15 protein-coding genes are annotated in these 19,532 nt (G+C 68.3%); 9 read left to right on the forward strand and 6 right to left on the reverse strand.

Annotated features, from left to right (window positions below; genetic code table 11):
- Positions 1–45: 45 nt before the first annotated feature.
- On the forward strand, positions 46–1,761 hold the full coding sequence (recJ, locus tag RVX_RS04805) for a single-stranded-DNA-specific exonuclease RecJ (protein WP_116304950.1): 1,716 nt from the start codon (positions 46–48) through the stop codon (positions 1,759–1,761).
- Between the two features lie 182 nt (positions 1,762–1,943).
- Positions 1,944–2,627, forward strand: a complete 684-nt coding sequence (locus tag RVX_RS04810) for a DUF2062 domain-containing protein (RefSeq protein ID WP_230404385.1) — start codon at positions 1,944–1,946, stop codon at positions 2,625–2,627.
- Positions 2,628–2,761: 134 nt separating this feature from the next.
- On the opposite strand, the gene RVX_RS04815 is transcribed toward RVX_RS04810, so the two are convergent.
- The 3 genes from RVX_RS04815 to RVX_RS04825 all read right to left on the reverse strand — a co-directional run bounded on the left by RVX_RS04815 (position 2,762) and on the right by RVX_RS04825 (position 6,091).
- Positions 2,762–4,015 carry a pseudouridine synthase family protein gene (locus RVX_RS04815; protein WP_116304951.1) on the reverse strand — a complete coding sequence of 418 codons (1,254 nt, stop codon included), beginning with the start codon at positions 4,013–4,015 and terminating at the stop codon, positions 2,762–2,764.
- A gap of 61 nt (positions 4,016–4,076) precedes the next feature.
- The gene (locus RVX_RS04820) at positions 4,077–5,579 is read right to left on the reverse strand and encodes a response regulator (RefSeq protein ID WP_116304952.1); all 1,503 of its coding nucleotides are present in this window, start codon (positions 5,577–5,579) and stop codon (positions 4,077–4,079) included.
- A gap of 230 nt (positions 5,580–5,809) precedes the next feature.
- Positions 5,810–6,091 (reverse strand): phage regulatory CII family protein, encoded by a 282-nt coding sequence (locus RVX_RS04825; protein WP_007523290.1) that lies wholly within the window; start codon positions 6,089–6,091, stop codon positions 5,810–5,812.
- A 541-nt stretch (positions 6,092–6,632) separates the two neighbouring features.
- On the opposite strand from RVX_RS04825, the gene RVX_RS04830 reads away from it, so the two are divergent.
- Positions 6,633–7,328: a LuxR C-terminal-related transcriptional regulator gene (locus tag RVX_RS04830; protein ID WP_116304953.1), complete on the forward strand. Its 696-nt coding sequence runs from the start codon at positions 6,633–6,635 to the stop codon at positions 7,326–7,328.
- 123 nt (positions 7,329–7,451) lie between these two features.
- Here RVX_RS04830 and RVX_RS04835 read toward each other — a convergent pair whose 3' ends face one another.
- The gene (locus RVX_RS04835) at positions 7,452–8,306 is read right to left on the reverse strand and encodes a succinate dehydrogenase/fumarate reductase iron-sulfur subunit (protein ID WP_116304954.1); all 855 of its coding nucleotides are present in this window, start codon (positions 8,304–8,306) and stop codon (positions 7,452–7,454) included.
- 4 nt (positions 8,307–8,310) lie between these two features.
- Entirely contained in the window at positions 8,311–9,489 is a 1,179-nt protein-coding gene (locus RVX_RS04840) for an FAD-dependent oxidoreductase (protein WP_116304955.1), read from the reverse strand.
- Positions 9,490–10,129: 640 nt separating this feature from the next.
- Here RVX_RS04840 and queC point away from each other — a divergent pair.
- The 3 genes from queC to queD all read left to right on the forward strand — a co-directional run bounded on the left by queC (position 10,130) and on the right by queD (position 12,028).
- Positions 10,130–10,849 carry a 7-cyano-7-deazaguanine synthase QueC gene (gene queC / locus RVX_RS04845; protein WP_116304956.1) on the forward strand — a complete coding sequence of 240 codons (720 nt, stop codon included), beginning with the start codon at positions 10,130–10,132 and terminating at the stop codon, positions 10,847–10,849.
- Positions 10,849–11,571, forward strand: a complete 723-nt coding sequence (queE, locus tag RVX_RS04850; RefSeq protein WP_116304957.1) for a 7-carboxy-7-deazaguanine synthase — start codon at positions 10,849–10,851, stop codon at positions 11,569–11,571. The genes queC and queE overlap by 1 nt, the downstream gene beginning before the upstream one ends.
- 88 nt (positions 11,572–11,659) lie before the next feature.
- Entirely contained in the window at positions 11,660–12,028 is a 369-nt protein-coding gene (gene queD / locus RVX_RS04855; protein ID WP_116304958.1) for a 6-carboxytetrahydropterin synthase QueD, read from the forward strand.
- Positions 12,029–12,245: 217 nt separating this feature from the next.
- Here queD and RVX_RS04860 read toward each other — a convergent pair whose 3' ends face one another.
- Positions 12,246–13,643: a D-alanyl-D-alanine carboxypeptidase family protein gene (locus RVX_RS04860; protein WP_116304959.1), complete on the reverse strand. Its 1,398-nt coding sequence runs from the start codon at positions 13,641–13,643 to the stop codon at positions 12,246–12,248.
- Positions 13,644–14,947: 1,304 nt separating this feature from the next.
- Here RVX_RS04860 and RVX_RS04865 point away from each other — a divergent pair.
- From RVX_RS04865 to RVX_RS04875, 3 genes are all read left to right on the forward strand, one after another.
- Positions 14,948–15,529 (forward strand): hypothetical protein, encoded by a 582-nt coding sequence (locus RVX_RS04865; RefSeq protein ID WP_116304960.1) that lies wholly within the window; start codon positions 14,948–14,950, stop codon positions 15,527–15,529.
- A gap of 937 nt (positions 15,530–16,466) precedes the next feature.
- The gene (locus RVX_RS04870; protein ID WP_116304961.1) at positions 16,467–17,018 is read left to right on the forward strand and encodes a hypothetical protein; all 552 of its coding nucleotides are present in this window, start codon (positions 16,467–16,469) and stop codon (positions 17,016–17,018) included.
- 300 nt (positions 17,019–17,318) lie between these two features.
- Entirely contained in the window at positions 17,319–19,532 is a 2,214-nt protein-coding gene (locus RVX_RS04875; protein ID WP_116304962.1) for a monovalent cation:proton antiporter family protein, read from the forward strand.

Here is a 19,532-nt window from a genome sequence, read left to right on the forward strand (position 1 = left end):
TCCCGACCTTATCACTTCTGTACAGTCTTTTTTCCCGGAGCATACGTGACCCGCAACTGGATATTCCGCCCGGAGCCCGAGGCGGCACCGCCGCCGTTTTCGGCATGGGCAGAGCGGCTGGAAGTGTCGGAACTCATCGTGCGCCTGCTGTGGCGGCGCGGCGTGGGGTCCGTGGATGCAATGGGCCTGTACCTTTCGCCCAACCTGCGGCATCTGGCCCCGCTGGCCGAATGGCCGGGGCTGGAGCAGGCGGCCCGCACCCTGGCCGATGGCTTGCTGGCCGGGCTGCCGTTTGCCGTGTGGGGCGACTACGACGTGGACGGGGTGACCTCCACGGCGCTGGTGAAGGGCGTGCTGGCCCACCACGGCATCGAGACCGCGCACCATATCCCGGACCGGCGCGAGGAAGGCTACGGCCTGAACGTAACGTGGGTGGAGCGGCTGGCGGCTCAAGGAGTGCGCCTGCTGCTGACCGTGGACTGCGGCATCTCGGACGTGGAGCCGGTGCGCCGGGCGCGCGAACTGGGCATGACGGTGGTGGTGACCGACCACCACATGCCGCCCGAAGGCCTGCCGGATGCCGACGCCATCTGCAACCCGCGCCTGGCGGAATGCCCGTGCCCGGCCCTGGCCGGGGTGGGGGTGAGCTTTCTGGTCATGGCGGCGGTGAACGCGGTGCTGGCAGAGCGCACCGGCAAACGGGCCGACATGCGCGAATTCCTCGACCTGGTGGCGCTGGGCACCCTGGCCGACGTGGTGAGCCTGCACGGGCAGAACCGCATCCTGGTCAAGAACGGCCTGCTGAAGATCGCCGAGGCCCGGCGGCCCGGCATGGCCGCGCTGAAGGCGGTGAGCGGGTACAACCCCTCCGCGTCCATCGGGGCGGGGCAGGTGGTGTTCGGCCTTGCGCCGCGCATCAACGCGGCCGGGCGCATGGGCAAGGCGGAACTGGCCCTGCAACTGCTGCTGACCGACGACCACGCCGAGGCGGCCCGGCTGGCCCAGGAACTGGACGAGGAAAACGCCCGGCGCAGGGCAGAGGAAGACCGTATCCTCGATGCCGCCAAGAAGCAGGCCGAGGGGCAGTTGCACCGCATGGGCCTTGTGCTGCACGGCGACGACTGGCACCCCGGCGTCATCGGCATCGTGGCCTCGCGCATCGTGGACGAGTTCTACCGGCCCACGCTGATTTTGAGCCGCGACGGCGAATCCATGAAGGGGTCCGCCCGCTCGGTGGCGGAATTCGACCTGCACGCGGGGCTCAGCCGCTGCGCCGACCTGTTCACCAGTTTCGGCGGGCACCACCAGGCGGCGGGCATGAGCATGGCCGCCGCCCACGTGGACACCCTGCGCGACCGGTTCGACGCCGTGGTGCGCGCGGAACTGGGCGACACCCCGCTCACCCCGCGGCTGAAGCTGGACGGCGAACTGGGCTTTGCCCTGGCCGGGGATTTCACCCTGCTCAAGGAACTGGAAATGCTCCAGCCGTTTGGCATGGGCAACGCCGAGCCGGTGTTCGCCTCGCCCCCGGTGCTGGTGCGCGACCTGCGCCGCTTTGGCCCCACGCGCGACCACGTGGAACTGCAACTGACCGACGAAAGCTGCGGCATCACCCTGCGCGCCAAGGCGTGGCGGCAGTCGGGCCAGTTTCCCGATTCGCTGCGCGGCACCCGCGTGCGCCTGGCCTACACCCCGCGCATCGACCGGTACAACGGCGCGGCGTCGGTGGACCTGCGCATCAAGGATTGGAAGAAGGAATAGCCGGGCGGCCGCTGTCGCCGCGCATCCCGGACCCGTTGCCCTGCGCCCCGCGCGCGGCTATCGTCTGTGCGTGGCGGCGACGTGCCGCGCCACCGCATTCCTTCGGAGCATGCATGGACGAAAACCCGCACCCGCAGGGCGGCAATGTGCCGCCAGCGGAAGGACACGACGCCGGAGACGGCATGCCACCCCCCCGCCGCAACGGGCGCGCCCCGCTGGAACGCCTGTGGCGGGCCGTGCGGCTGCACCGGCTGCGGCTGGTGCGGCTGCCGTCCACGCCGCACCGCATCGCGCTGGGCGTGGGCCTTGGCATGCTCATCGGGTCCATTCCGCTGATTCCCTCGCAGATGGTGCTGGCGGGCGTGGTGGCGTGGCTGCTGCGGGCCAGCCCCACGGCGGCGGTCATCGCCACGCTGTATTCCAACCCGGTCACCTTCGGGCCGCTGTACGCCATCTTCTTCGCCATTGGCTCGTTTCTGCTGCCCTCCATGCAGGTGGCCCTGCCCGATGACGCGGCCAACCTCACCTCGCTGCTGGCCATGGGCTGGGACGTGTACCTGGTGCTGTGCGCGGGCGGAGCGGTGTTTGGCGCGGTGACCGGGGTGCTGGCCTACGTGGTCACGCACCGCATGGTGACCGCCCATCAGCAGCGGCGGGTGCGCTGGCTTACCGGGGCGCGCGGCGCGCCGCCCGTGCTGGCGGCTTGCGTGCCCTCGGCGGATGGCGAGGGGTGCGAGGGCAGCGGGGATGGTTCCGGTACGGCGGTTGCGGACGAGGGGCGTGACGGCGCGGACGAGCCCGTTAAGGGGCCGGGAGCGCGTGATGCCGCTCCACGGGATGCGCGGCCACCAGGCGAACACGGGTAGCGGGCGGAGAACATCCCTAGTCTGCCGCGCGGGGAGCGCTGCGGCGGGCATCGCGCCGACGCGGGCGGGCCAGGGCGCGCGGGCGGGAACGCGACTGTTGGCCGGTGGCGCGGGAAACTGGGGACCAGAAGGGGTCAGGAATCGAGGCGGTACGCGGCGCGTGCCGCCTCTTGCAGTTCCGGGGGCAGCACATGCAGCCACGGCGGTGGGCAGGCGGCGCGGAAACCGGGCAGTTCGGTGCGGGCGTGGTGCAGGTACAGTGTGGGGGCGGCGTGCGGCACGGCCTGCCGGGCAGCAGGCGATGGGGCTGCCGGGAGATTTCCCTCGGCTTCGGCGCACCCGCCGTAGCGGACGTCACCCACGATGGGATGGCCCAGCGCGGCGAGGTGCGCGCGAATCTGGTGCCGCGCGCCCTTGCGGATGACGCAGCGCACCAGCGTGCAGGGGGTGTTGGACAGGCTGGCGCCCGCCGTCGCGTTTTCGCCGCACGGCAGCGCCGCGCCCATTGCGTTCATTGTGCCCAGGGGCATCACCTCGGTGTGGCGCAGCGGGTCGGGGGTATCGTCCGGCAGCACGCGGGTGGTGGCCCGGTTGGCCGTGTCCAGCGCGCGGCGCACCGTTACGGGTTGCACCAGCGTCCCATGCACCAGGGCAAGGTAGGTCTTGGCCACCTGGCCGGAATCCTCGGCCGCGTGAAAGCGTTGCGCGGCCTGCGGGGTGCGGGCCGCCAGCAGGATGCCCGAGGTGGGTCCGTCCAGCCGGTTGAGCAGGCGCGGAAACCCCTCGTGCTCAGGCCCCTTACCCAGCAGTGCGGGCAACCGGGCCTCCACGCAGGGAGCCACGCTGCCCGCGATGGCTGCGGAATGCAGCCCGCCGGGCTTGTACAGGGCCACCAGGCCGTCGGCTTTGGCCAGCACTCGTAGGGCTGGCGCGGCGTTATCCGCGTCGCCGGGGGGTACGCCGTGCGCCGGGCCACGCAGGCCATGCGGTGACCCGTCTGGCAATGCATCCGGCGTCCCGTCTGGTTCCCCATAAGGGGGGCCGCCCTTATGTCCGTCCTGTAGCCCGTCTTGCCGGTCATCCAATGGGCGCAGTTCCACCCGCTGCCCGGCCCGCACGCGCGCGCCGGGTGGGGCGGCCCGTCCGTCCAGCAGCACGGCGTGGGTCAGCCACAGGCGGCGGCGCGCCCGCAGACCCGCGTCGGGCGGTAGGCCGCAGGACCGCGAAAGCTGGGGAAAGAGGGGCAGCAGGCGCGCCAATGCCGCGTCCAGCCGCGCCCCGTGGTCTTCGGGGGCGATCAGGACCGGTTCGGCGCGCCGGGGGGAACCGAGTTCATCGGGCCCGTCGAGCCCGTCGGGCGCATCATGGGGGAGTCGTGGGGCGGTCATGGTCCGCTGCCTGCGGGCGTGATCGGTTGTTCGTCGGTGTCCGTGACGGACGCCGCCGGGGTCAGCGGCCGATGGCGGCGGCAGCCAGGGCGCGTTCCGCCGTGGTCGTCGCGCCCACGCGCAGCGGCACGGCCACCCGGAAGGTGGAGCCCTGTCCGGGCTCGCTTTCCACCCACACCCGGCCGCCGTGGGCGATGACGATGCGCTTGACGATGGTCAGCCCAAGGCCGGTGCTGGCCTCGCCCCCGGTGGGTCGGGCGCTGAGCTTCTCGAACGAGCGGAACATGCGTTCGCGCTCTTCGGGCAGGATGCCGGGCCCTTCGTCCGTCACCTCGAACACCGCCTCGCGGCCGTCCACGCGCACGGCCACGGCGATACGCGTCTGCGGGGGCGAGAACTTCACCGCGTTGCTCAGCAGGTTGTCGAACACCTGGGCCATGCGGCGCGGGTCGAACATGCACTGGGCGCGCTCGAACTGCTTGTCGATGCGGATGTTCTTGGCCCCGGCCGCCAGCGAGGCGAAGGACAGCCGTTCGGCCGCCAGCACCGCCAGGTCGCCGGGTTCCAGCACCAGGTCCAGCCTGCCGCTTTCGATGACGGTGACGTCCAGCAGGTCGTTGACCAGTTGGAGCATCTCGTTGCTGGCCTGATGCATGGTGCCCAGCACGCTGCGCTGGTCTTCGGTCAGCGGGCCCAGCACCCCGTCCAGCAGCAGGCGGCTGAACCCCCGGATGCCGTTGATGGGGTTGCGCAGGTCGTGCGCGGCCATGCCCAGGAAGCGGCTCTTGATGTCGTTCAGTTCCACCAGTGTGCGCGAGCGCTCCACCGTCTCCACGTTCTGGAGCACGCGGCAGTACAGTTCCTCTCGCAGGAAGGGCTTGGTGATGAAGTCGTCGGCCCCGTTCTTGATGAACTCCACGGTCAGCGGGCGTTCGGCGTGCACCGAAACCCCCATGATGGCCATGGTCTCGCGCGGGTAGCGTTCGCGGATGCGGCGGGTGAGTTCCAGCCCGTCCATGTCGGGCATCATGAAGTCGGTGATCACCAGCATCACGTCGGGGTTGCGTTCCAGCACGCGCAGGGCCGTGGGCCCGCCAGAGGCTTCGTACACCTGGAACATGTAGCGGCGCAGTTCTTCCTTCATGAAGGTGCGCATGGAGGGCGAATCGTCCACCACCAGGATCTTGGCCGCGCGGTTGCGGTGCAGCCGGGCCACGGCGCGGACCACGTTGTCCACGGCCAGCTCGTCCTTGATGATGTAGTCGATGACGTCCTTGGACAGGATGTACCGGCGGGTGGTGTCGTCCAGGCGCGAGGTGAAGGCCAGCGAGGGCACCTTGCGGGCGCGGGCCTGGTCCACCACCTCGCCGTCGGGCGCGTCGGGCAGGATGAGGTCGAGAATGGCGAGGAACAGGTTCGGTCCCTGTTCGTCCATGATGCGGACGGCTTCGGCGCACGTGCCCGCCGTGACCACGGAAAACCCGAGGCGTTCGGTGATGCGCGTGCGCAGTTCATCCGCGCTGGCGCGGCTGTCCTCGACGATGAGGATGAGCGGGTGCGTCATGATGCTCCGTGCGTGAGGGACGGCTTGCCGGGGCCTGGCGGTTCCCGGCACCGGCAGGGTGCGTCATTTCACACGGATTTGCAAGCGTCCGCGAGGGGGCGGGACGGTGGGCACATGCGCCCCCGAAGGTGCTGGCAGGCCACCGGATACGTGCACGTGGCGGGGCGCTTCCGTGCGCCCCGCGTGCGGGTTGCCCAGTCTGCCGGGGCGGTTCGCAAGGCCGCGCGGGCCTAGCGTTCGCCTCCTCCGTCCCGGCCGTTGCCGGGCGCGTCGCCCTGGCGCGGCGTGAGCTGGTAGCCCATTTCGCTGGCCATGTACTCCAGGGCCGCCACGTCGCGCGTTACCCGCATGATTTCCAGCAAGGTGTCCGCGCCCAGCTTGGCGCTGTGGTCGTGCGGATTCAGTTCCCGCATCATGGTGGGGTAGGGCTTGCCGATCTGCTGGGCGACCCACTTGGACCGACGCGCGCCGAGGACGGCGTTCTGGGTGATGCTGGTCACGTTTCTGCGCATGGCGCTGCCTCCTGGCTGTGGTGTCTGGGGCGGGCGCGCCGCTGGCGGCGCGCGGAGGGCACTGAACCATGCTACCTCGGAACCATGAAGGGCGGGGGGTTGTAAACATGGTGATATGGTATTTTGGGCGTTGAGCGTGACGGTATTTTCATGGTAGTGTTCCTACGAAATGATGTAGGGTGACACTCTATCCGGTGGGGGTTGCACGCCCGTGGCGAGAGATGAGCACTGTCGGTGACGGCTGTGGGCAGCGCCGGGAACCACCGCTGGCCGGAGGAAATGGAGAAATAGGGTCCAGACGGCAGGGGCGGCAGGGGTGCCTGCCTTGCGCGGTCGCCGCGACACCTGGGCTGGTGGGGCTCAGGGCGCGGGACAGGCGGGGCACTGCCGGGCATGCGGGAGGACTGGCGGGCGTGGGCAAGCCCGGACGGGACAAGGTGGCGGCTGTCGAAGCTGACGATGCCGCCGGGGATACGTCGGAGCATGGCGGGGTTTGCCGCCGGGCGCGAGGGCGCGTGGCGGCAGGGCAAGAGGGAGAAACATGGACAACGGGCGAAAGGTGTTCATCGCCGCGCATCAGCCGCTGATGCGCGAAGGGCTGAAGGTGCTGTTGCGCGGGCTGGACGGCGTGCGCGTGTGCGGCGAGGCGTCGGACGGACGCGCCGCGCTGGAGGGATGTGAGCGGCTGGCGGCGGATCTGGCCGTCATCGAGTGCGGGTTGCCGTTGCTGGACGGGGTGTGCGTGATGCGCCTGCTCAAGCGCCGCCACCCGGCCCGGCGCGTGCTGGCCATTGGCGGGGGCGACCAGGCCATGCTGCGGCCCGCGCTGGAGGCCGGGGCGGATGGCTACCTGCTGCCCGAGGCCAGCGCGGATGAGGTGCGCCTTGCGGTGCAGGCCGTGCTGGCGGGCGGGGGGTGGCTGTCGCCATGGGCGGCGCGCGAGGTGCTGCGCGACAGGCTGGTCGCCGCCGAGGCCGAACCGGCGGACAGGCAGCGCGACGCACTGACCCTGCTGACCCCGCGCGAGCGCGAGGTGCTGCACCTGGTGGCCGAGGGCTACCGCAACCGCGAGATCGCCGGGTTGCTGGTGGTCAGCGACAGGACCGTGGAAAAGCACCGCGCCAACCTGTTCCGCAAGCTTTCGCTGCATTCGCAGGCCGATGCCAGGGCATGGGCAGAGGCGCGCGGCTTCGCGCTGCGGCCAAGGCCGCGCGGCGGGCAGATGGGGCTGGGCTGAACGGGGACGGATGCGCCGTCACGCCACAGGGTGGCCAGTGCGGCCAGACGGACAGTGGACATGTGACAGGGGAGCAAGAGCTCAAGGCGGGCCGCTCGGCCCGCCTTGGCGTGTGCGTGGAAATCAGTCCTTGCCGCCCCCGTGCATCATGCGGATGTCCATGATGTCCTTGGCCGGGTAGACGCCGCTGGGACAGGCCCGGCTGCACGCCAGATGGCGGCGGCAGTGTTTCTCGCCCTGCGGCCCCTTGCCGATGTGCAGCAGCGCTTCCCGCTGTTCCGGGTGGCGGGCCAGTTCGCGGTTCAGGGCGGCCAACGGCGCGGGCCCCATGAACATGCGTTCCTGCGGGGCGTCGGCAATGTGCGCGCCCGGTGCGGCCTGGGCGGGGGCCTCGTGCCCGCCGCGCCTGGCTTCGGGCGGCGGCATGTCGTCCGTGCCGCTGCTCACCGGGCAGGCGGACATGCACGCCCCGCACTCGATGCAGTTCTCGAGCCGGGTGTAGCGCGCCACCCCGTGCGGCACCCCGGTGGAGGCCTTTTCCACCGGGCGCACGTAGCCCCAGTCGTCGCCGATGTGGGCGAACATGGGGCGCATGTCCACCATCAGGTCGCCCAGCAGGGGCAGCGCGCGCAGGGGCTCCAGGGTCACCACGTCGGTTCCCAGGGCCAGCATGCGGGTGATGCAGGCCAGACGTTCGCGACCGTTGATGCGCATGGCGCAGGTGCCGCAACTGGAATGGTGGCAGGAATGGCGGTAGACCAGCGTGGGGTCCGTCTCCACGCGGATGCGGTCCAGCACGTCCAGCACCGAATCCTCCGGCCGCACCGGCAGCCGGAAATCGTCGAAACGGGCGTTGGCCCCGCCGGGGCCGCAGCGGTGCACCCGCACGGTGAGCGTGCGCGGCGCTTGCCGTTCGGGCGCGGATTCCGGCGCGGCGGCGTCGGCGGGTTCGGGCACGGTCTTCTCGGCGTCGCTCATGGGGTCAGCTCCTGTAGAAGGCCCGCGGGGGCAGCAGGGGCGTTTCACGCGTGCGGCAGGGCGCGTCGCGCCCGGTGAGGCGGCAGATGATGTCGGCGGTCTTTTCGGCCATGGCGCGCAGGGTCATGCCCTTGCCGCCGATGATGGACAGCAGGCCGGAAACGTTGTCACGCGTGCCGTGGTCGTAGCAGTCGAAGGTGCGGCTGATTTCCTGCGGGCGCGTGGCGTCGGCGTTGCCGATGAGCGGCCGCGCCGCCGACCACGCCGAGCGGATAACCGCCCCGGCGCAGGCGGGCACCATTTCCGAGCACAGGCGCACCATGCGCTGCACGTGCTCTGGCGGGATGTCCAGGTGGTCCGGGTCGTCGGTGAGCCACATGGAGGTGCCCAGCACCGAAAGGCGGCGCTGGGGCACGATGATGTCGCCCTCGCTGGCCTTGCGCATGCGGTTGATGACCATGTTGGTGACGCGGCCCTCGATGGCCACCAGCACCCCCGGCCCCGGCTGGATGGGCACGTGCACGCCCGCCAGTGCCGCCACCTTGCCCGCCCATGCCCCGGCGGCGTTGACCACCATGTCGGCAGGGGCCGACCATTCGCGGCCGCGCTCGCCGTGGGCGTCCTCGGCCAGGCTGCGCAGGCGCAGCCCGCGCACCGCGCCGTCCCGCACGTCGATGCCGATCACTTCCGTGAAGTTGTGGGCCGTGGCCCCGCCCGCGCGGGCCGTGGCCAGAAAGGGCAGGGCCAGCCTCCAGGCGTCGAAGGTGGCGTCCGGCACCTGCATGGCCGCCAGCACCCCGTCGGCCAGGCCGGGCTCCAGGTGGCGGGCCTGTTCGGGCGTGTAGTCGCGCGTGGGGATGCCCGTGGCCGCGCATGCGTCCTTGAGGCGCTGGCGGTAGTCCATGTCCTCGTCGTCCAGCGCCACGAACAGCCCTTCGTTCTGCTCCATGGCCTGCGGCACCAGGCGGCGCAGGATCATGTTTTCCTCGATGCATTCGCGCGCGGCCTCGGGGTCGTGCACCGCGTAGCGCGCGCCGCTGTGCAGCAGCCCGTGGTGGCGGCCCGTGGCCCCGCTGAAGAATTCGCCCCGCTCGTAGATGGCGACGGAAAAGCCGCGCAGGATGAGGTCGTGCGCGAGGGCCGCGGCCGTGCCGCCCCCGCCGATGATGGCGATACGTTCCATGCGTGCTCCGCTGTGGTATGCTGCCGCCCCGGTCTGGCCGGGGCGGGCGGAAAATCGGGACGGTCACCCCCGCTTGGCCGACGCCGCGCCCTTCGCGGGGCTTGCGGGCTGGGAACCACGGCGTGCGGGACATGCCGCTCACCCCATGGTTCCAAAGCCATGGAACTACCTAGCACGAATGAGCACCGATGGTACAGCGCGCGGGCATGATTGGCGAAAAAATCCGGCCCGGCGGCAGTGCCCTGTCGTGAATGTCGTGTAATGTCGTGAATGCCCTGAATGCCGCGTGAAGGTTTGGCGGACGGTGCGGTTCGCGGCACGGCGGAAGACGGCGGGCGCTTTACAAGCGGTGGCGGGCGGGGTAGCCAGTGTCTTTCCCATCACGACGGTCCGGTATCGGCATGACGGAGCCCACCGGGTGGACGGAACCCGAGGGCCTGTGGGCGTCGCGGGGCAAGGGCCGCGCCGTGGGGCTGCCGCAGTGGGAGCCCCCTTTCTGAATGCCAGGGATGTTCGCATGCCCTGACGTGCCCTGACGTCGCCTGACGTCGCCTGACGCCGCTGGCGCCCTGATCGCCATGCGTCACGCCCGTCCGCCCTTTTTCGCGCAACCGGTCGTCGTCTTTCGCAAGGAGCCGCCATGCACAGCAAAGAAACCGCTCTCGTGGTCCTGTCCGGCGGACAGGATTCCGCAACCTGCCTGGGCTGGGCACTGGAACGCTTCGGCCGGGTGTCCACCATCGGCTACCATTACGGCCAGCGCCACACCGTGGAGATGGACTGTCGCCTGCGCCTGATGGACGAGGTGCGCCGCCTGTCGCCGGTCTGGAACGAGCGGCTTGCCGACGATACCACCGTGGAGCTGGCCCTGTTTCGCGAGTTGGGGCGCACCGCGCTGACCCACGACGTGGCCATCGAAATGGGCCGCAACGGCCTGCCCACCACCTTCGTGCCGGGGCGCAACCTGGTGTTCCTGACGGCGGCTGCGGCCCACGCCTACCGGCAGGGCATCCGGCACATCATCATCGGGGTGTGCGAGACCGACTATTCCGGCTACCCCGACTGCCGCGACGACACCATCAAGGCCATGCAGGTGGCCCTTAACCTGGGCATGGAATCGCGCTTCGTGCTGCACACCCCGCTGATGTGGCTGACCAAGGGCGCCACGTGGGAGCTGGCCCGCCAGGTGGGCGGCGACGCCTTTGTCGAGGTGGTGCTGGAGCACACCCACACCTGCTACAAGGGCGTGCGCACCACCCGCCACCCGTGGGGCTACGGCTGCGGCGAATGTCCGGCCTGCGAACTGCGGCGGCACGGCTGGGCCGACTACCTGCGCAGTTGTTCCGGCGGCACGTGCTGATGGCCCTGCGAGTCAAGGAAATCTTTCACACCCTGCAGGGCGAGGGCGTGCACGCCGGGCGGGCCGCCGTGTTCTGCCGTTTTTCCGGTTGCAATCTGTGGACGGGGCGCGAGCAGGACCGGTCGGACGCCGCGTGCCCCTTCTGCGATACCGATTTCACGGGCACCGACGGCCCGGGCGGGGGCGTGTTCGAGAGCGAAGGTAAATTGGCCGAGGCCATCGTGGCCGCCTTTCCCTACCCCCTGGCCCCCCCGGACTCCCTGGACCCGCTGGACCCGCTGGACCCCCTGGCCCCCCTGGACCCACTGGACGGGGACCGCTGGCGGCCCTATGTGGTGTTCACCGGCGGGGAACCCGCGCTGCAACTGACGTCGGGGCTGCTGGACGCCCTGCATGCGCGCGGTTGCCAGTGCGGGGTGGAGACCAACGGCACCCTGCCCCTGCCCGCCGGGCTGGACTGGGTGACCGTAAGCCCCAAGGCCGACGCCCGCCTTGCCGTGACGCGGGGCGACGAACTGAAGCTGGTCTGGCCGCAGGATGGGGTGGACCCCGCCGATTTCGTCGGGCTGGACTTTCGGCATTTCATCTTGCAGCCGCGCGATGATTCCGCAGGCGGCAATGCAGGCGGCGCGGACCACGTGGCCGCCTGCGTGCGCTACTGTCTGGCCCATCCGCGCTGGCGGCTGGGGTTGCAGACGCACAAGTTTCTGGGCATCCGCTAGCCGGTCTTTCCGCCCTGGCGGAACCAGCCGGGCCCATCACATCGACACCACGCCGTGCCCGCACGGCGGACACACAGGCAGGACGGCAATGGACATCTTCGTGACGCTTACCTTCGACGCGGCGCACCGGCTGCCGTGCGTGCCGCAGGGGCACAAGTGCGGCAACCTGCACGGCCACACCTTTACCGTGGAAGTGCACGCGCGCGGCCCCGTGGGCGGCGATACCGGCTGGGTGATGGATTTCGGCGACCTGAAGCGGCTGGCGAAGCCGCTCATCGACCGGCTGGACCACGCCTACCTCAACGACATCCCCGGGCTGGAGAATCCCACCAGCGAGTGCATCGCCCGCTGGCTGTGGGGCGAACTGAAGCCCGCGCTGCCCCAGTTGTGCCGCCTGGTGGTGCGCGAAAGCCCCACGTCCGGCGCGGTGTACGAAGGGGACGGCGCCGCGGCGTAGAGTCCGCCGGGCGCGGTTTTCGGCGGTAGCGGAGGCCTGGTCGCCATTTCCGGCGCAGTCGTCGCTGGCAGATCCACGCACCGCCGGTAGCCGCAAGAGCATGTTACGCAAGAAGGGCGTCCCTGCGGGACGCCCTTCTTGCGTACGAGTGCATGAAAATGCGTGGCGGTCGGCGCGTGCGCGTCGCGCTTCCTGCCCCAAAGAACGAAAACGGGGGCTAGCCCTGCTTGTCGGCTGCCTCACGCGGGGCGGCCTTTTTGCTCGGCGCGGGGGTCTTGTCCGCCGTGGATCTGGTGGCGGAAGACTTCTTCTTGGATGCCTTGGGGGCCGGTTCCTGTTCTTCCGCCTTGGCCGTGGCCTTGCCCGTGGTTTGGGACGCCGCGACCTTGGGGGTCTTGGCAGCCGTGGCCTTGGAAGTTCTGGCCGCCGCGGCCTTGGCCGTGGTCGTGGACGCGGCCTTGGCGGGCGCTGCCTTTTCCGCCGTGGCGGTGGCCTTCTTCTTTTTGGAAGAAGACTTCTTCGTGGCCTTGGCGTCCTTGACCTCTGGCGTGCTCTTGGCGGCGGTCAGCGCCGCCTTGCGCGCCTTGCTGGCGGAATTTCCGGACTTGCGCAGTTCCGCGTAGGCTTCGCTGTTGGTCTTGTGCAGGTTCAGCCCGTAGTCGGAGGGCTTCATCTCGGCCAGTTGCGAGGAAACGGGCTTGCCGCCGCCCGCCGCCACCGTGCGGAACCCCGCCTCCACCAGCCGGTTTACCTCCTGGGCGCGGGCCTGGGTGGTTTCCGCGCCCAGCACCACGGCCAGCAGGCGGGTCTTGCCGCGCTTCACCGTGGAAATGAGGTTGTAGCCGGAGGCGAACACCCAGCCCGTCTTGAGGCCGTCGGCCCCCTCGCAGTTGCCGAGCAGGGGGTTCTTGTTGGTGGTGATGACCTTGTTGTGCTTGATGTACCGGGTGGAGTGGTAGCGCAGGGCTTCCGGGTACTGGGCGAGATAGGCGCGTGAAAGGACCAGCATGTCTCTGGCGGTGGTGTGCTGCCCGGCGGCGGGCAGCCCGTGCGGGTTGCGGAACACGCTGTTCTTCATGCCGAGGGCCCTGGCCTTGGCGTTCATCATCTGCACGAAGTTGTCCACGTTGCCGCCGATGTGCTCGGCGGTGGCAACGCTGGCGTCATTGCCCGAAGACACGGCCATGCCTTCCAGCAACTCGTCGAGGGGCAGGGTTTCGCCCTGCTTCAGGAACATGCGGGAGCCGCCGGTGGAGAAGGCGCGGCGGCTGACCTTGACGTTGTCCCGCAGGGAGGCCTTGCCCGCGCGCACCTGATCCATGGTCACGTACATGGACAGCACCTTGGTCAGCGACGCAGGGGGGATGGGTTCGTCGGCGTTCTGTTCATACAGGATGCGCCCGGTGCTCATGTCCAGCAGGATGGCCGAGCGCACGTCGAGCGTTTCGTGGCTTGCGGCGCGGGCCACTGGCGCTGCAAGCAGCAGGATCAGTGCCAGCGCGGCGAGGGACACCAGGGCGGCCGGAGCGTTGAGCCGGGCAGCACAGGCCGGGCGGGTGGATGCGGGGTGCGGGCGGTGGGCCGGGTGGCCTGGAACGATGGTGTGCATGCGCATGCGCTGTTTCGCCTTTCCGAGCCGACCACTCCGGGCCGGGCAATCCGGTGCTGTTCCGGGCAGCATTGTGCGGCCCTTTGCGATGCGTCGCCAGGGGCGGCGGTCGCGCCCGATTCCCCATGTCTTCGCGTCTCCGCGTCCGGGAAGGGGCATGGCGTCCAGCGGCTCTTCCGGCCTGCCGGGCGCGCGGCGCTGCACCAGTTTTCCTCGGGCGGATACCGCCCTGCCACTAGTCGTTTCCACCGTCCGTTGCACTCGCTGTGTGTTCAGCGCGTGCATGGCCCGTGCTACGGCTGCATTCCGTCAGGTGACGACCGGTGACGACCGGTGCGCAGGGGGCGGCGTTCTTGCGCCGATGCCCACAACGAGCATTACTGTAGAGGGCTCGCCATGACAAGCATTCTCTCGCGGATGCGCAGAGAATTGCACGCGACCGATGTTCTCGACAGGCGCGGGAAGGATAAAGGGGAGGGGCAGCGCGTATTCTGGAGGCCCGCAGGTCTGCTCCTGAGCGTAGCGAAGGGAGAAGTTGCACTCGATTGTGGTGGTACTGCATACCATGCCTTCTTCGGTCAGTGGTGGCGGAATTTCGGTATGTTGAATATTTTCTAGAGTTTGGCGTCTCGTGAGGATGCCCGGGAAGGCCGCGCTCCTGCTTGGTTGCCAGCCAAACGATCATTTCTGGTGGGGCGTTCGCCTGAAGCCTGCGGCACATGTCGCGTCGCAGTCGTTATGCAGAGCGCTGCATCCATGCTGTGCTATCATGCAGTGCGGCGCCCTGTGGCAACCCGGTGAACGTGCATCGGTGGGAAGGGGCACGTCAGCCGACGAGCCCAACATGTCCACCTCACGAAGGTTGTGCGACGGCTTGGCGAGGCGCGGGGAAGGGAAGCAGGTGCGTGCTCCCGCATACATCAGATAAATAATGTTAACACACTGTTATTTTTGAATGTTGCACAGGCGCTGCGTGGGCGCTGTCGATTGCGCAAGTAAGTGGTCGCTTCTGGCGATATCGCGCTAGTTGAGCGACTAATCGCGCAATCATGCAAGGTTGAGCAGTCAATCCGCGCAAGGTCGCGCGAGAGTGTTTTTTTGGCCGTGAAGTTTGTGAGAAAAATATTTATTTGATATTTTAATATATTAACTTGCTGTGCACGTGGTTCTGCTTGCTTGTGGTTCGCGCAATGGCACGGGCTGTGCTCAAGAGGGGGCATGGACGTCACGGCGGACCGGCGATCCGGCCAGCAAAGATGTCTTGCGGAAGCGTCACCACGAAGCGCAAACCTCCAACGGAGAGGACCGTCATGAACATCACCTTCGAAATCATCGGACAGAGCTGCGACCTCGCGTTGCACCCGGTTTCCCCGCAGACCGCCGAGGCCATCCGCACCAAGGGGCGCGAAATATACGCCGAGAAGTACATGAACTGGTGGCGCAAGGGGAACACCCGCACCTTCGGCATGCGCCTTGGCCCCGACAGCCTGGTCCGTCTGTTCGTGGATGGCCGCCAGACAGACCTGGACGAAAACCTGCTGTTTCGCGACGTAACCACCATTCGCCGCCGCATGTATCTGAACAGCAAGGCCAAGTATCTCGCCGTTCTCGGCTATGACGACGAGTGGTGCGCCTTCAAGTGGATATGGCACGACGTGAAGAATTTCGACCCCGCCAGATTCAGCTTCCAGGTGCTGAACTGGGACCGCGTCATGAAGACGCAGGGGTACAACGTGGTGGACAACGTGTTCTACGACGGACACCTGGCGGACGATGATTCCTGGTGCAACCCCAGTGGCTTCACCCTCATCGATCCGATGGTCATCGACCTTGCGGACGTGCGCCGCGAGGTGGAGGCCGAACAGGCCGATGGAGCAAAGAAGGCGGCATAACGCCGCCATGGACAGGCACTTCCGGTTGGGGTTCCCGCCCGACCGCTCGTCAGACCCGCACCCGTAGTAGCCCTACCCCTCCCTGCCCCGAGAACGGAGGCTCCCACACCCTCCGCTCTCCCCCTCCCTCAGGGCCCGCCGTCCGTAAGCGGCGGGCCCCGTCTTTTTTTTATGCCGGATGCCGCACCGCCCGCGGCGCTTGGCGGCCATGGCTGCGGTTGGCAATGTCGAAAATGGTGTGAGCACTCACCTGTTTTTTTGTTAAATGAAAAAAATCACAATAAACCCGAAAATATTCCGGGAAGTCGCGGATTTCCGTCCTGAATGGGTTGTGCGCGCAATGTGTAGCCGTGGTGCATGAATGCCGACTTTTTTAGGATGAGTTAAGCGTAACATCCCATAATAGCTTATGGTATTGTGCGTCGTCAAAATGGAGTGCGTACTCGTCGTGCGGTGGTGAGTACGGGGTTTTGCGATAGGTTGAGTTGACAAACAAGGCGTTGCGAGGCAGTGTCGGGCTGTCGTCGCTGTGTGAACAACCAATACAAGCGACCCCAGCCTGTCCCTTCATCGGAACCTGCCCGTTCATCACGATGAAGGCGACGCCCCGGAGGACGGCCAAGCGCCGAGCCGGGTGGAGCGCCGGAACGACCAAGGCGAAACGCGGTGCGCGGCATGCATCCTTTACGGAGTGCCGGGCCGAAGATGCCGGAAACGGACCAGCGGGGCTGCGGGTGGCGGAAGGTGTTCGGAACACGGCCAGACGACGCGGTGCGCGAGAGCGGCGCGGGGCACAGGCGGCGCGCCATCCCATGGGATGGCGGACGGGCCCACCCCACATGCGATCTCACGGAGGGATCGCACGGCATCCGGGCGGCCGCACCGGATGCAGCCGGAAACCGAGAGGGCGCATCGGCAACGAAATGGAGTCAAGCACATGAACGTTACCCTTACCATCACCGGCAGAAGCTGCGACCTTGCGCTACATCCCGTTTCCCCCCGCACGGCGCTGGCCATCCGCGCCAAGGGGCGCAAGATTTACGCCGAGAAGTACATGGACTTCTGGCGGCGCGGCAACACCCGCAATTTCGGCATGCGCATCGAAGCCGACACCAAGGTGGAGCTCTCCATCGACGGGTCTGAACAGGCCTTCGACATGGGCGCGCTGCTCGGCAACGTGTCCACCAGCATGAGCAACCTGTACCTGGACAGCAAGGCCAAGTACCTGGCGGTCATGGGCTTTGCCGAAGAGGTGTGCAGCTACACCTGGACCTGGAACAACGTGCAAAGCTTCGATGCCGCCCGTTTCATGACCTGCATCACCGACTTCGGTCCGGTGCTGGGCAGCACCATGCGCGCCATCGACGAAGTGCGCTACGACACCCTGTGTGCCGACGACTTCGCGTGGGGCAACCCCGGCGGCTTCACCCTCATCGATCCGGTTGTGCTGGACCTCGACCAGCTTCGCCGCGTGGCCCGCGCCGCCTAGCGCCACCAGGCAGCGGACACGCCTGCGCCGCGCACCGCGCGCCGCGCCAGGCAAAAGCCTTCGGGCGCATCGTCATCACCAGGGGGGAGCCACCGGCTCCCCCCTTTCACGTTGTATGACCGCTACCGGTCGCGCCTGCCACGCGCTGCCATGGCCAGGCACGGCAGGCTTGCCTGTAGCACCTGGCCCGTGCCACTATATGTCACCGGCGACACGTGAAGCCGCGTGGTGTGCCCGCCAGCGCGGACGGCGCATCAGGCCCGGCACGTCCGCACTATCCCGCATTGCACGGACGGTACGATGGAACTGCCTCTGCTCAAGGAATTCGTGGTCATCTTTGGACTTTCGGTGGCCGTCATCTATTTGTGCCACTACGTGAAGGTGCCTGCCATCGTCGGTTTTCTGCTGACCGGCGTGGTGGCCGGGCCGCACGGCCTGGGGCTGGTCAAGGCCGTGCACGAGGTCGAGATAATGGCCGAGGTGGGCGTGGTGCTGCTGCTGTTCACCATCGGGCTGGAGCTTTCCCTGGGCGAGCTGATGCGGCTGCGCAAGCCGGTATTCCTGGGGGGGCTGGCGCAGGTGGCGCTGACCATCCTGGCCTTCGCGGGCGGGGCGGAACTGCTGGGCATGCCGCACGGCACGGCGGCGTTCGTCGGCTTTCTGGCTGCGCTGTCGTCCACGGCCATCGTGCTCAAGCTGTTGCAGCAGCGGGCTCAGATGGACAGCCCGCACGGGCGCATCTCGCTGTCCATCCTGATCTTCCAGGACCTGGTCATCGTGCCCATGATGCTGCTGGTGCCGTTTCTGGCGGGCAAGGGCGGCGAGGCCGGGCCTTCGCTGCTGTTCACCATGGCCAAGGGGGCGGGCATCATCCTGTTGGTGTTCCTTCTGTCGCGCAAGCTGGTGCCCGCGCTGCTGCACCGCATCGTGCGCACCCGCAACCGCGAGGTGTTTCTGGTCTCCACCCTGGCCTTTTGCCTGGCCATCGCTCTGCTTACCTCGTCCATGGGCCTTTCGCTGTCGCTGGGCGCGTTCCTGGCCGGGCTGATCATGGCCGAATCGGAGTACAGCCACAGCGCGCTGGAAGGCATCATGCCCTTCCGCGACGTGTTCACCAGCCTGTTCTTCATTTCCGTCGGCATGTTGTTGGATCTCGGCTTCGTGCTTGACCATCTGCCGCTGGTCATCGGCGCGACCCTGTCCGTGCTGGCGGTAAAGTGCCTGCTGGGCGGCGGGGCCACCCTGATGCTGGGTTACCCGCTGCGCCCCGCCCTGATGGTGGGGCTGGCCCTGTGCCAGGTGGGGGAATTCTCGTTCGTGCTGGCCAAGGCGGGCGTCTCGTACGGCCTGTTCGACCGCAGCCAGTACCAGTTGTTCCTGGCCGCCAGCATCATGACCATGGCGCTGACGCCGTTCCTCATGGCGGGCGCGCCGCGCATGGCTGACGCCGCCGTGCGGCTGCTGCCCGCCGGGGCGCGGTTGGCCCGGCGCGGGGAGGAGGCGGCGGCGGAAGAGGCGGGCGGGGCGCACTGCGGCATGGACCTGACCAACCACCTGATCATCGTGGGCTTCGGCATCGGCGGGCGGCACCTGGCCCGCGCGGCCAAGGCGGCGGGCATCGGCTACACCATCCTTGAGATGAACCCCGACACGGTGCGCACCTTTGCCGCCAAGGGCGAGCCCATCGCCTACGGCGACGCCTCGCACATCGCGGTGCTGGAACACGCGGGGGCCTGCGCGGCGCGGGTGCTGGCCATCGTCATCTCCGACCCGGCCGCCGTGCGCAGCATCACCGACACGGCCCGCAAGCTGAACCCTTCGTTGCACATCGTGGTTCGCACCCGGTTCATCAGTGAGATCGCGGCGCTGCGCGAACTGGGGGCCAACGACGTGATCCCCGAGGAGTTCGAGACCTCGGTGGAAATCTTCACCAGGGTCATGAGCCGCTATCTGGTGCCGCGCGCGGAGATTGAACGTTTTGTGGAGGAAGTGCGCACCGAAAGCTACGACATGCTGCGCCAGGTGGACATCCGCACCGAGCCGCTTGCCGCCCTGTCCACCTACTTCACCGATTTCGACCTTAGCGCCATGACCGTGGAGGCGGGCTGCATGCTGGACGGCACGACCCTGCAACAGGCCGACCTGCGCCGCCTGCACGGCCTGACCCTGGTGGCGGTGAAGCGCGGCGAGGAGGTGCTGCCCAACCCCGACGGCACGCTGCGCCTGATGGCGGGCGATGTGGCCTACGTGTTCGGCCCGCACGCGGACATCGCGGCCAAGGCCGGGCTGTTCGCGGCGCGACGGCGCGCCTGGGAAACTGGGAGCGCAGGCGGGACAGCGGACGGCGGGGGCGGACTGGATGCCACGCTGGCCGATGGCTCTGAGCCGGAGGACGGTGGAGCGGATGGCTCGATGAAAAGTCCGGCGGAACATAGGGAGGACGATGAAGACGGCGCGCCGGGTGAAGATGTCGCCGCCGTGGCGGGCGAGGCCACGCCCGGCGACAAGGCCTGA

The organism is Nitratidesulfovibrio sp. HK-II, assembly GCF_003402415.2.
Classification (GTDB): Bacteria; Desulfobacterota; Desulfovibrionia; order Desulfovibrionales; family Desulfovibrionaceae; genus Cupidesulfovibrio.

What these genes read in the sequence shown, in the direction of transcription:
- RVX_RS04810 (WP_230404385.1), top strand. Translation starts at nt 1,944, where the DNA reads ATGCCACCCCCCCGCCGCAACGGGCGCGCCCCGCTGGAACGCCTGTGG.
- RVX_RS04815 (WP_116304951.1), bottom strand. Translation starts at nt 4,015, where the DNA reads ATGACCGCCCCACGACTCCCCCATGATGCGCCCGACGGGCTCGACGGG.
- RVX_RS04820 (WP_116304952.1), bottom strand. Translation starts at nt 5,579, where the DNA reads ATGACGCACCCGCTCATCCTCATCGTCGAGGACAGCCGCGCCAGCGCG.
- RVX_RS04825 (WP_007523290.1), bottom strand. Translation starts at nt 6,091, where the DNA reads ATGCGCAGAAACGTGACCAGCATCACCCAGAACGCCGTCCTCGGCGCG.
- RVX_RS04830 (WP_116304953.1), top strand. Translation starts at nt 6,633, where the DNA reads ATGGACAACGGGCGAAAGGTGTTCATCGCCGCGCATCAGCCGCTGATG.
- RVX_RS04835 (WP_116304954.1), bottom strand. Translation starts at nt 8,306, where the DNA reads ATGAGCGACGCCGAGAAGACCGTGCCCGAACCCGCCGACGCCGCCGCG.
- RVX_RS04840 (WP_116304955.1), bottom strand. Translation starts at nt 9,489, where the DNA reads ATGGAACGTATCGCCATCATCGGCGGGGGCGGCACGGCCGCGGCCCTC.
- queC (WP_116304956.1), top strand. Translation starts at nt 10,130, where the DNA reads ATGCACAGCAAAGAAACCGCTCTCGTGGTCCTGTCCGGCGGACAGGAT.
- queE (WP_116304957.1), top strand. Translation starts at nt 10,849, where the DNA reads ATGGCCCTGCGAGTCAAGGAAATCTTTCACACCCTGCAGGGCGAGGGC.
- queD (WP_116304958.1), top strand. Translation starts at nt 11,660, where the DNA reads ATGGACATCTTCGTGACGCTTACCTTCGACGCGGCGCACCGGCTGCCG.
- RVX_RS04860 (WP_116304959.1), bottom strand. Translation starts at nt 13,643, where the DNA reads ATGCGCATGCACACCATCGTTCCAGGCCACCCGGCCCACCGCCCGCAC.
- RVX_RS04865 (WP_116304960.1), top strand. Translation starts at nt 14,948, where the DNA reads ATGAACATCACCTTCGAAATCATCGGACAGAGCTGCGACCTCGCGTTG.
- RVX_RS04870 (WP_116304961.1), top strand. Translation starts at nt 16,467, where the DNA reads ATGAACGTTACCCTTACCATCACCGGCAGAAGCTGCGACCTTGCGCTA.
- RVX_RS04875 (WP_116304962.1), top strand. Translation starts at nt 17,319, where the DNA reads ATGGAACTGCCTCTGCTCAAGGAATTCGTGGTCATCTTTGGACTTTCG.